This is a genomic window from Pseudomonas lactucae (assembly GCF_016937615.1).
Lineage (GTDB): Bacteria > Pseudomonadota > Gammaproteobacteria > Pseudomonadales > Pseudomonadaceae > Aquipseudomonas > Aquipseudomonas lactucae.
The window spans coordinates 16,721-27,293 of record NZ_JAFHKI010000086.1 but is presented as its reverse complement, the minus strand read 5'-3'; the positions used below and the strand labels follow the sequence as shown (position 1 = coordinate 27,293).

The window sequence follows — 10,573 nt, the reverse complement described above, 5'->3', positions numbered from 1 at the left end:
CCCTCCCACAGGTTGATCGCATTTCACATCAGGAGTTATTCATCGCGAATCGAAAAATTCGCCATATGTTCCAGGCCCTTGATCAGCGCCGAGTGGTCCCAGTTACCGCCGCCAATTGCTGCGCAGGTGCTGAACACCTGCTGGGTGCCGGCGGTGTTCGGCAGGTTGATTCCCAACTCCTTGGCACCGGCCAGGGCCAGGTTCAGATCCTTCTGGTGCAGGTTGATGCGAAAGCCCGGATCGAACGTGCCTTTGATCATGCGTTCGCCATGCACTTCCAGGATCTTCGACGAAGCAAAGCCACCCATCAGTGCTTCACGCACTTTGGCCGGGTCGGCGCCGTTTTTTGCGGCGAACAGCAGCGCTTCGGCCACCGCCTGGATGTTCAGCGCGACGATAATCTGATTGGCGACCTTGGCGGTCTGGCCGTCGCCATTGCCGCCCACCCATGTGATGTTCTTGCCCATGCTCTGGAACAGCGGCAATGCGCGTTCGAACGTCTGGGGCTCGCCGCCGACCATGATGCTCAAGGTACCGGCCTTGGCGCCAACTTCACCGCCGGACACCGGTGCGTCGAGGTACTGCGCGCCGTGCTCATTGATCTTCGCGGCAAATGCCTTGGTGGCGGTGGGCGAGATCGAACTCATGTCGATCACCACTTTGTTCGGCGACAGGCCCGCCGCCACACCGTCCGCGCGCCACAGCACGTCCTCGACCTGTGGCGTGTCGGGCACCATGACGATGATGAACTCGGCTTCCTGGGCCACCTGCTGCGGGTTGGCCAGGGCCACGGCGCGGCGCTGATCAGTTGCGCCGGGGCCTTGCCGTGGTGTTCAGAGAGGAACAGTTGGTGGCCTGCTTTCTGCAGGTTCGCGGCCATGGGTTGGCCCATGATGCCGGTGCCGATAAAGCCGATTTTAGCCATGAAGAAATCCTCCCACATTGGGTTCTTTGTTGTGTTTGTTAGATGACGTTGTGGCTCTTGAGCCAACCCAGACCCGCCTCGGTAGTAGTCAATGGCTTGTACTCACAGCCGACCCAACCCTGGTAGCCAATCCGGTCCAAATGCTCGAACAGGAAGTGGTAGTTGATCTCCCCCGTCCCCGGCTCATTGCGCCCAGGGTTGTCCGCCAGTTGGATGTGGTTGATCTGCCCCAGGTGCGCGGCCATGGTGCGGGCCAGGTCGCCTTCCATGATTTGCATGTGGTAGATGTCGTATTGCAGGAACAGGTTGTCACTGCCCACCAGCTCGCAAATCGCCAGGGCCTGCGCCGTGGTGTTCAGGTAGAAGCCCGGGATGTCGCGGGTGTTGATCATCTCCATGACCAGTTTGATACCCGCCGCTTGCAGCTTCTCGGCGGCGTACCTGAGGTTGGCGACGAAAGTTTTCTCCAGGGTTTCATCGTCCACGCCCTGCGGCCGGATGCCCGCCAGGCAGTTGATCTGAGTGTTGCCCAGCACCTGTGCATAGGCGATGGCCAGCGTGACCCCGGAACGGAACTCTTCGATCCGGTCCGGGTGGCACGCCAGGCCGCGCTCGCCTTTGGTCCAGTCACCGGCCGGCAGGTTGAACAGCACCTGGGTCAGGCCGTTGGCGTCCAGGTGTGCCTTGATCTCGGCGGAGCTGAATTCGTAGGGGAACAGGTACTCCACGCCCTGGAAGCCGGCATCGGCGGCCGCCTTGAAACGGGCGAGGAAATCCTGCTCGGTAAATAGCATCGACAGGTTGGCGGCAAAACGCGGCATAGGGTTCTCCTTAATCGAGCAGGGAAATGGCAGTCGGCGCATCGTTGCCGACCAGGGCCAGGTCTTCGAATTCGTTGACGGCGTTGATCTCGGTGCCCATGGAAATATTGGTCACGCGCTCCAGAATGATCTCGACGATCACCGGCACCTTGAACTCCTCGATCATTGCCTGGGCTTTGCGCAACGCAGGCTGTATCTGGCCCGGCTCGAACACGCGCAGGGCCTTGCAGCCCAGGCCTTCGGCGACTGCGACGTGGTCTACGCCGTAACCGTTGAGTTCCGGGGCGTTGAGGTTGTCGAAAGACAGCTGCACGCAGTAGTCCATTTCAAACCCGCGCTGGGCCTGGCGGATCAACCCCAGGTAGGAGTTGTTCACCACCACGTGGATGTACGGCAGCTTGAACTGTGCGCCCACGGCCAGTTCTTCGATCATGAACTGGAAGTCATAGTCGCCGGACAACGCCACCACCTTGCGGCTCGGGTCGGCCTTGACCACGCCGAGCGCGGCGGGGATGGTCCAGCCCAAGGGACCAGCCTGGCCGCAGTTGATCCAGTGGCGTGGTTTATAGACGTGCAGGAATTGCGCGCCGGCAATCTGCGACAGGCCGATGGTGCTGACGTAGCAGGTGTCTTTGCCGAACACTTGGTTCATCTCTTCGTACACGCGCTGCGGCTTGACCGGTACGTTGTCGAAGTGCGTCTTGCGGTGCAGGGTGGCCTTGCGCTGTTGGCAGTCATGCAGCCAGGCGCTGCGGTCCTTGAGCTTGCCCGCGGCTTTCCACTCGCGGGCCACTTCGATAAACATCGTCAGCGCGGAACCGGCGTCGGACACGATGCCCAGGTCCGGGGTGAACACGCGGCCGATCTGCGTCGGTTCGATGTCGACGTGAATGAATTTACGCCCCTCGGTGTACACCTCCACCGAACCGGTGTGGCGGTTGGCCCAACGGTTGCCGATGCCCAGCACCACGTCCGACTTGAGCAGCGTCGCGTTGCCATAACGGTGGGAGGTCTGCAGGCCGACCATGCCCACCATCAGCGGGTGATCGTCGGGGATGGTGCCCCAGCCCATCAGGGTCGGGATCACCGGAATACCGGTCAACTCGGCAAATTCAACCAGCAGCTCGCTGGCGTCGGCATTGATCACGCCGCCACCGCTGACCAGCAGTGGACGTTCGGCCGCATCGAGCAGGGCCAGGGCTTTTTCTACCTGGACGCGGGTGGCCAACGGCTTGGCCAATGGCAGCGGTTGGTAGGCGTCAATGTCGAATTCGATCTCGGCCATCTGCACATCGAACGGCAGGTCGATCAGCACCGGGCCTGGGCGGCCGGAGCGCATTTCATAAAAGGCTTTCTGGAACGCGTAGGGCACTTGGCCGGGTTCGAGCACGGTGGTTGCCCACTTGGTCACCGGCTTGACGATGCTGGTGATGTCCACGGCCTGGAAGTCTTCCTTGTGCAGGCGAGCGCGGGGCGCTTGGCCGGTGATGCACAGGATCGGGATCGAGTCGGCCGAGGCGCTGTACAAGCCGGTGACCATGTCGGTGCCCGCCGGGCCCGAGGTGCCGATACACACGCCGATGTTGCCGGCCTTGGTGCGGGTGTAACCCTCGGCCATGTGCGAGGCACCTTCAACGTGGCGAGCAAGCACGTGATCGATGCCACCCACCTTCTGCAAGGCTGAGTACAGCGGATTGATCGCGGCCCCTGGGATGCCGAAGGCGGTGTCCACGCCTTCACGGCGCATGACGAGGACGGCGGCTTCGATTGCTCTCATTTTGCTCATGTTTTGGTGCCTCTTGCGTTTTGTAATTGTATACAAGTGGTTTATGGTCGAAGTGTATTCATGGCGAGCGGCGCAGGTCAATGCATTTTATTGGAGGGCCTTGGCGTTCGTCGGAGGGCATTTTTCCGACGTATTTGTGGTTTGTATGAAAATATTGTATACAAAAATTAATTATATTGTGTTCTATTTGTTTGGCGGGGCATCTGATCAAACACACCTCCACTGCATTCCTAATAACAAAAGAAGGACGGCACCATGAGCGCTTTAACCTTGAAACTCGCCACCCAACTGGCCTGCCAGGCCCTCAACGCCGGGCGCACCATCGCGGCCGCACCGCTGACCATCGCCGTGCTCGACAGCGGCGGCCACTTGATCACGCTGCAGCGCGAAGACGGCGCCAGTCTGCTGCGCCCGCAAATCGCCATCGGCAAGGCCTGGGGCGCGATTGCCCTGGGCAAGGGCTCGCGCTTGCTGGCGCTGGACGCACAGCAACGCCCGGCATTCATCGCCGCGCTGAACAGCCTGGGGCAGGGCAGCGTGGTGCGGCGCCGGGTGGGGTGTTGATTCGGGATCACGGCGGTGTGGTGCTGGGGGCTATCGGGATCAGCGGGGATACGTCGGATATTGACGAGCAGTGTGCGATTACGGCGATCGAGGGGGTGGGGTTGCGGGCGGATGCGGGGGTGTCAGCTTAAGTATTGAGTGACTGTAAGGGCCTCATCGGGGGCAAGCCCCCTCCCACAGTTTTGACCGTGTTCACAGTTCAAATGTGGGAGGGGGCTTGCCCCCGATTGGCACAGGCCCCTCGGTGTATCAGTCCGGCTCACAGCCCTTGAGCACCAACCGGATAATCGTCTGCGCCGCCGCTTCATAATCGGCTTCATCCAGCTTGGCCTTGCCGGTTACCGCGGAGATCTGCCAGTCGAAATCGGCATAGGTCTGCGTCGCCGCCCAGATGCTGAACATCAGGTGATGAGGGTCGATGGCGGCAATCAAGCCGCGATCCACCCAGCTCTGGATGCAATCGATATTGTGCCTGGCCTGGGCGTTGAGCTGTTCGACCTGCTCGGCGCTCAGGTGCGGGGCGCCGTGCATGATTTCGCTGGCGAAGACCTTGGAGGCAAACGGCAGGTCGCGGGAGATGCGGATTTTCGAGCGGATGTAGTTGCCGAGCACCACCGAAGGTTCGCCGTCCGGGTTGAACGGCGTGGAGGCAGCCAGGATCGGCTCGATAATGCTCTCGAGCACCTCGCGGTAGAGGTTGTCCTTGGACTTGAAGTAGTAATAGACGTTGGGCTTGGGCAGCCCGGCCTTGGCGGCGATGTCGCTGGTTTTGGTCGCGGCGAAGCCCTTGTCGGCAAACTCCTCGCTGGCCGCCCGCAGGATTTTTTCTTTGTTGCGCTCGCGAATGCTGCTCATAAAGTGCTCAGTCTCACAGATACTGTTTCTTTTTGACGGCGTCTGTTGCCACCATTCTGCGTCGCCGCTCCTCCCCATAGCGAGCGATGAGTCGTCGCGGCTCCTTGCCTGACAACAACAGCCACTCGCCAAAAGAGAAACGTATCTATGAAACTGAGCACGGGAGGTTTCCTTGCCATGACAGGCGGTTGCGCATGGTAGCACCGGCTATCCGCAGGTCTCAACAATGTGCCCGCGACGCGTTATGCTCGCGCCATCTCTCCCTTATGGATATACGGTTCATGGCAGGAAGCAGCTTGTTGGTGTTGATCGACGATATCGCCGCGGTACTCGATGACGTCGCCCTGATGACAAAGATGGCCGCGAAGAAGACCTCCGGCGTGCTGGGCGACGACCTGGCGCTCAACGCCCAGCAGGTCAGCGGCGTACGGGCCGAGCGGGAAATTCCCGTGGTGTGGGCGGTGGCCAAGGGCTCGTTCGTCAATAAGCTGATCCTGGTGCCGACGGCGCTGCTGATCAGTGCTTTTGCACCCTGGGCGGTCACACCGCTGTTGATGCTCGGCGGCGCGTATCTGTGTTTTGAAGGGTTCGAAAAGCTCGCGCATAAATTCCTGCACAGCAAGGCAGAAGATCAAGCCGAACATGCACAATTGGTCGAAGCCGTGGCCGACCCGGCCACCGATCTGGTGGCGTTCGAAAAGGACAAGATCAAAGGCGCGATCCGCACCGACTTCATTCTCTCGGCCGAAATCATCGCCATCACCCTCGGCATCGTGGCCGATGCGCAATTGACGCAGCAGGTGATCGTGTTGTCGGGTATCGCCATTGTGATGACGGCGGGCGTTTATGGGCTGGTGGCGGGTATCGTCAAGCTCGACGACCTGGGCCTGTGGCTCACGCAGAAGCCTGGCCAGGTAGCGCGCAGTATCGGTGGCGGCATCCTGCGGGCGGCGCCGTACATGATGAAGAGCCTGTCGGTGATCGGCACGGCGGCGATGTTCATGGTCGGTGGCGGCATCCTCACCCATGGCGTGCCGGTGGTGCATCACTGGATCGAGACGGTGAGCCAAAGTGTCGGTGGCCTGACGTGGTTGATGCCGACGTTGCTCAATGCGGTGGCGGGGATTATCGCCGGGGCGGTGGTGTTGGCGTTGGTCAGCATCGTCGGCAAGGCTTGGAAAGCCCTCAAAGCTTAAATCGCAGGTATAAAAAAAGGCCATTCAATCGAATGGCCTTTTTTGTACGCGCTGTTTACTCGGCAATCTGCAACTTGCGCGATTCGGTATAGATATACCGCACCTTCTCATACTCGAACGGCGAGTTCATCTGACCGTAGCGGAAGCTGGTCTGGTAGCGCTTGTCCACGGCACGCAGGGCCCAGATTTCCGGGTGGTTGGAGCTGACTTCGGAGACGTTCAGGAAGTTGATCTGGGACTCCGCGGTGTAATCCACCAGCAAGCCGCCGGTGTCGCGCAGATTTGACGGGCCGAAGATCGGCAGCACCAGGTACGCGCCACCGGGTACGCCGTAGAAGCCCAGGGTCTGGCCGAAGTCTTCGCTTTGGCGCGGCAGGCCCATGGCGGTGGCCGGGTCCCACAGGCCGGCGATGCCGACGGTGGTGTTGAGCAGCAGGCGCCCGGTGGTTTCCAGGGAACGGTGACCCTTGAGTTGCAACAGGCTGTTCAACAGGTTGGGCACATCGCCCAGGTTGTTGAAGAAATTGCTCACGCCGGTGCGCAGGAAGCTTGGTGTGACGTAGGTATAGCCGTTGACTACGGGCAGGAACACCCATTGGTCGAAGCGGTAGTTGAAGTGGTACACGCGGCGGTTCCACGACTCCAGCGGGTCATACACATTGAGCGCAGTGAGCGACGACCGCTCGAATTCGCGCTGGTCCAGGCCGGGGTTGAACTTGAGCTTGGTCAACGGCTCCTTGAAGCCATCGGCATCGACCGTCACCGGTTCGTGGGCCTTGCTGTTGTCGGCATTGGCGACGCCTGCGCACATCAGCGCGGCGAGCAGCAAAAGATATTTAGCCACGGAAGAACTCCAGCATGGCGTCGGCGTTGACGCGGTAATTGAGGTTGCCGCAATGGCCGCCCAGCGGGTAGACGGTCAGGCGATCGCCGAAGGTTTTACGCAGGAAGCCGAGGTCGCCAGGGCCGAGGATCACGTCGTCGGCGTTGTGCATGACCGCGATCTTCGGGTTGGTGTGCAGGTAGTCCTTGAGCGCGTACAGGCTGACCTGGTCAACCAGTTGCAGCAGGCTGCCGCCGTCGGAGCGGGCGCGCCACATCGGGATCACTTGCTCGGTGAGGTAGCAGTCAAAGTCGCATTGCAGCGCACGCTTGAGGAATGGCGTAAGGCTGGTGCTTTCGGTGATCGGGTACTTCGGCGGGATGATCAGGCCGCGGCGGTTGATCAGGTCCGAGGTGAAGGCGATGTCGGCCGCCGAGAAGCGGAACGAGGTGCCGATCAGCATGGCCATCTGTTCGTTGGTCAGGTGTTGCTTGGACTGCTGGAAGTCGTAGAGCAGGGCGTCGTTGAGGTCGATGTAGCCCTTTTGCTGGAAGTAGCGGGTCAGCTTGTTCAGCACCAGCTCATAGAAGGTGGTGGTGTTGTTGATGCCCTTCACCTCGGTCTGCACCAACTTGTCGAGGTTGGTGATCGAGGTGTAGAGGTTGACCGGCGGGTTCAGCAGCAAGACTTTCTTGAAGTTGAAGCTGCGGCGGGTTTCGTCGAGTTTGCTGACGAATGCCGCATCCAGGGCGCCAAGGCTGTAGCCGGTGAGGTAGAAGTCGGTCACCGGCAGCGAAGCGTTCTGCGCGCGTACGGCTTGCATCACGCGGTACATGTCTTCGGCGTCTTCCTGGCTGATGCCGGGGGTGGCGAAGCGCGACGCGGAGGCGATGAAGTCAAAGCTGGTGGGCGACGACAGTTGCACCACGTGGTAGCCGGCCTGGTAATACAGCTTCTTCAGGTATTCGTTGATGCTGCTGTCGAATCGCGCACCGGTGCCGGCGATCAGGAAGATCAGCGGTGCGGCGCGGTCCTGCTTGGCGATGCGGTAGGTGAGTTTCTTCACTGCCCAGAAGTTGTCCGGCAGGCTGAACTCGCGCTCGGGGCGCATGGTCAGGGTGTAGTCGGACTGGTTGATCTCGTCGTCGGTCGGCAATGTTGGCCGAAGGTCAGGCGGAGTGGTGGCGATGGTCGCTTCGAACGGGTTGGTCAAAGGGTAGCCATAGCTGGCTTGGTCGATGTCGACCGCCAGTGCTGACGCACTCAAAAAAAGGCTGCCCAGTAAGGCAGCACAGCGCAAGGAACGGAGCATGACTTAATCCCTAAGAGGAAACGTGCTGAATGAAGTTCGCAGGCTATGACCACCGCCGTGTCACCGAAGTGCCAGCACTCTGTGCGAAAATTCGGAAATACCGTCGGAATCGGCGTAATAGTAGCGAGACGATACACTTTGCCACGCATGGGTGAATACAAATTGTGTGTATGTACCTTGCTAACGGCCGCCGGCGCATTAAGCTGAGCGCCGTTTTTGTCTATCGGAGTGCTCCATGTCCCGCCGCTTGCCGTTGATTTTGCTGCTTATTGCCCTGCCGCTATGGCTGGCTGCCAGTTATGCCGCACGTTACGGCTTCGTGGAGGATGGCCAGTGGGTCGGTATTTGTGTTGACGACGCCAGTCGCTGGGAGTGTCAGTTGCGTTCGAACCTGGGCCTGATGATTCACTTCAAGGTACTGGGCTGGGCCGCGCTGGCCACCTCGGTGCTGGCGTTTTTCGTACCGGGCCGTGGCGGATGGGGCTTGGCGGTACTGGGGCTGGTGTTCGGGCTGCCGGCCCTGGCGTTGTACAACACCACATTTGCGGTGTTTGCGGTGGTGATTGCGGGGTTGCGGTTGGTCAGGCAACCCCGATAGCGCTCTTAAGCCTTGCGCACCCGCAGGCAACGCCACAGGGCTAACGCCATAAGCAGGCTGACTAGCGCCCACCCCCACGCCTGCTGATTCAGCAGACCTTCCCGGTACAACTGCGGCGCAATGCCGGCACCGATGATGAAGGTCAGCAGCGCAATCTCCCGACGCGGCCCGGTCACCGGACGCACCAGATACACCAGGGCCGGCAGCACCAGCGCCGCGCTCGGGAAGCTGCGGTAGCGCGGATCGAATACCAACGCCAACATCATTACCGCGCCAGCGAACCCGGCAATTGCGACCAGCCAGCCCGCTCGCTGTTCCAGCCAGTTGAAGGCTCGCTCGCGCCATCCTTGCCGAGCACTCAGGGCCAATGCCGCATGAGCCAGCACCAGCAGGTTCAGCCCCACCAGCAGGCCGGCCCATACCCATTCATCATTAAAGCGCGCGGTGACGCGGGTGAGTTCAGCCCAGGTGCCGATGGAGCACGCGGCGACGGCGCCCAGCAGCGGAAGCGCGAGCGCGTTGCGCGTGCTGCGCACACGGCCCCCCAGCACCAGCGTCGCCAACAGAAGGAGGCCGCCTGCGCCCAGCCACAGCGGCCAGTACGGCACGTTGGTCACCGGCCCGGCGAGGACGCCCTTGTCCTGGCGGTCCGCATCGAAAAGGCCCCAATAACCGCCCACGGCCCCTTCGCTGGCGCGCTTCCACGGCTGATCGAAGGCTTCGATCAGGTTGTAGCGCCATCCATTGGCCTCGGCCATGGCGACGAAGCCGCGCATGAACTTGGCTTCATTGACTCGACTCGGCACCGCAGTTTCGCGCTGGCGACCTTCGCTGGGCCAGCCGGTCTCGCCGATCAGTACATCCTTGGGCGCAAATGTTTTGCCGAAGGTCTGGCGCACTTCGCCCACGTGCTTGAGGGCCTGGTCGATGCCGGACGGGTCATCTTCCCAGTACGGCAGCAGGTGAATGGTCAGGAAATCCACCGCCGGGGCGATTTCCGGGTGTTTTAGCCAGAATTCCCACACGTCGGCGTAGGTGACCGGCTGCTTGATCTGGCTTTTGACTGTATGGATCAGTTTGATCAGTTGCGCGGCGGTCACTTCCTTGCGCAGCAGCGCTTCGTTGCCGACGATCACCGAGGTCACCACATCGGGGTTGGCGTTGGCGGCCGCGATCACTTCATCGATTTCTTTTGCGGTGGCCACCGGGTCACTGCTGACCCAGGCGCCGGCCATCAACTTCAAACCATGCTTGCGTGCCATGTCCGGCAGCGCTTCGAGGCCGGTCATGGAATAGGTGCGGATACACTCAAAACGGGTGGCCAACAGGGCCAGGTCGGCGTCCATGCGCGCGGGGCGCAGGGTGAACGGCTGGTCGAAGGGCGATTGGTCCTTGTCGAACGGCGTGTAGGACGCGCATTGCAGCTTATGGCTGGCGCTGGCCACATCCGGCAGCACCACCGGTCGGCCGAGGGTATACCAGTAGCCGGCGAGGGCCAGCAGGCCAAGGATCAAGGCGAAGCAATAGGGCAGGGCGGGGAAGCGGGCAGTCGCAGGCATGGTCGGCTTATCTGTGGGCGCAAAGGCGCGCATCTTACCCGGATTTGACGGATGCCAGTGGGGCTGCATAATTTTGATATGCAAACTTCGAGCGGGATTTTGACGCTATTTCCTACAAAACGTCCTACTGGCGA

The 10,573-nt window shown here is 61.1% G+C and carries 8 protein-coding genes and 2 pseudogenes; 3 read left to right on the top strand and 7 right to left on the bottom strand.

The features are described from left to right. Positions 1-35: 35 nt before the first annotated feature. The 3 genes and pseudogenes from JWR98_RS16585 to gcl all read right to left on the bottom strand — a co-directional run bounded on the left by JWR98_RS16585 (position 36) and on the right by gcl (position 3,532). A pseudogene (locus JWR98_RS16585) lies at positions 36-925 on the bottom strand (2-hydroxy-3-oxopropionate reductase). Between the two features lie 38 nt (positions 926-963). Next, on the bottom strand, positions 964-1,746 hold the full coding sequence (gene hyi / locus JWR98_RS16580) for a hydroxypyruvate isomerase (protein ID WP_205490569.1): 783 nt from the start codon (positions 1,744-1,746) through the stop codon (positions 964-966). Between the two features lie 10 nt (positions 1,747-1,756). Then, on the bottom strand, positions 1,757-3,532 hold the full coding sequence (gcl, locus tag JWR98_RS16575; RefSeq protein WP_003172788.1) for a glyoxylate carboligase: 1,776 nt from the start codon (positions 3,530-3,532) through the stop codon (positions 1,757-1,759). A 255-nt stretch (positions 3,533-3,787) separates the two neighbouring features. Here gcl and JWR98_RS29805 point away from each other — a divergent pair. Then, a pseudogene (locus JWR98_RS29805) lies at positions 3,788-4,227 on the top strand (GlcG/HbpS family heme-binding protein). 118 nt (positions 4,228-4,345) lie between these two features. Here the strand turns inward: JWR98_RS29805 and JWR98_RS16565 are convergent. After that, on the bottom strand, positions 4,346-4,951 hold the full coding sequence (locus JWR98_RS16565; protein WP_042944402.1) for a TetR/AcrR family transcriptional regulator: 606 nt from the start codon (positions 4,949-4,951) through the stop codon (positions 4,346-4,348). 281 nt (positions 4,952-5,232) lie between these two features. On the opposite strand from JWR98_RS16565, the gene JWR98_RS16560 reads away from it, so the two are divergent. Then, positions 5,233-6,147: a DUF808 domain-containing protein gene (locus JWR98_RS16560; protein WP_205490568.1), complete on the top strand. Its 915-nt coding sequence runs from the start codon at positions 5,233-5,235 to the stop codon at positions 6,145-6,147. 55 nt (positions 6,148-6,202) lie between these two features. Here JWR98_RS16560 and JWR98_RS16555 read toward each other — a convergent pair whose 3' ends face one another. Both JWR98_RS16555 and JWR98_RS16550 read right to left on the bottom strand, forming a co-directional pair. Then, the gene (locus JWR98_RS16555) at positions 6,203-6,991 is read right to left on the bottom strand and encodes an MlaA family lipoprotein (protein WP_078732278.1); all 789 of its coding nucleotides are present in this window, start codon (positions 6,989-6,991) and stop codon (positions 6,203-6,205) included. Next, positions 6,984-8,282, bottom strand: coding sequence for a serine/threonine protein kinase (locus tag JWR98_RS16550; RefSeq protein ID WP_078732279.1), 1,299 nt, complete (start codon positions 8,280-8,282; stop codon positions 6,984-6,986). The genes JWR98_RS16555 and JWR98_RS16550 overlap by 8 nt, the downstream gene beginning before the upstream one ends. A 235-nt stretch (positions 8,283-8,517) precedes the next feature. Here JWR98_RS16550 and JWR98_RS16545 point away from each other — a divergent pair, with 235 nt between their 5' ends. After that, positions 8,518-8,880, top strand: a complete 363-nt coding sequence (locus JWR98_RS16545) for a hypothetical protein (protein ID WP_078732280.1) — start codon at positions 8,518-8,520, stop codon at positions 8,878-8,880. A gap of 5 nt (positions 8,881-8,885) precedes the next feature. Here the strand turns inward: JWR98_RS16545 and JWR98_RS16540 are convergent, their stop codons facing one another. Then, the gene (locus JWR98_RS16540) at positions 8,886-10,439 is read right to left on the bottom strand and encodes a glycoside hydrolase family 17 protein (RefSeq protein WP_205490567.1); all 1,554 of its coding nucleotides are present in this window, start codon (positions 10,437-10,439) and stop codon (positions 8,886-8,888) included. Between the last annotated feature and the right edge of the window lie 134 nt (positions 10,440-10,573).